The sequence below is a fragment of the Candidatus Kosakonia sp. 282A-S69 genome (assembly GCF_029433855.1).
GTDB classification, from domain to species: domain Bacteria; phylum Pseudomonadota; class Gammaproteobacteria; order Enterobacterales; family Enterobacteriaceae; genus Kosakonia; species Kosakonia cowanii_A.
On the sequence record NZ_JAROAU010000005.1, the window covers coordinates 256,355 to 256,612 of the forward strand.

Here is a 258-nt window from a genome sequence, read left to right on the forward strand (position 1 = left end):
GATCACGTTGCGCCGCGCGGCGCCGGCGGCGTCCACCGAATCGTAGCCCACCCCGAAATTGGCGATTAATTCCAGGTTCGGCAGCCGGTCCATCAAAGCGCCATCCACGCCAACGCCGACGCAAAGTCCCCGGATGCGCGGCCCCACCTCGGTCAGCAGTGCCTCCGGGTCGGCGGCCCCTTCGAGGCGATGGACGGTGAATCGACTGTCGAGCACCGACTCAACCAAAGGGTGCATCTTGCGCAGGAGCAGGATGTC

Annotated in this window: 1 pseudogene; it reads right to left on the minus strand. The window is 65.9% G+C overall.

The window, feature by feature from the left end:
• Positions 1-258 (minus strand): annotated as a pseudogene (locus PU683_RS22295) (hypothetical protein); the annotation flags it as partial.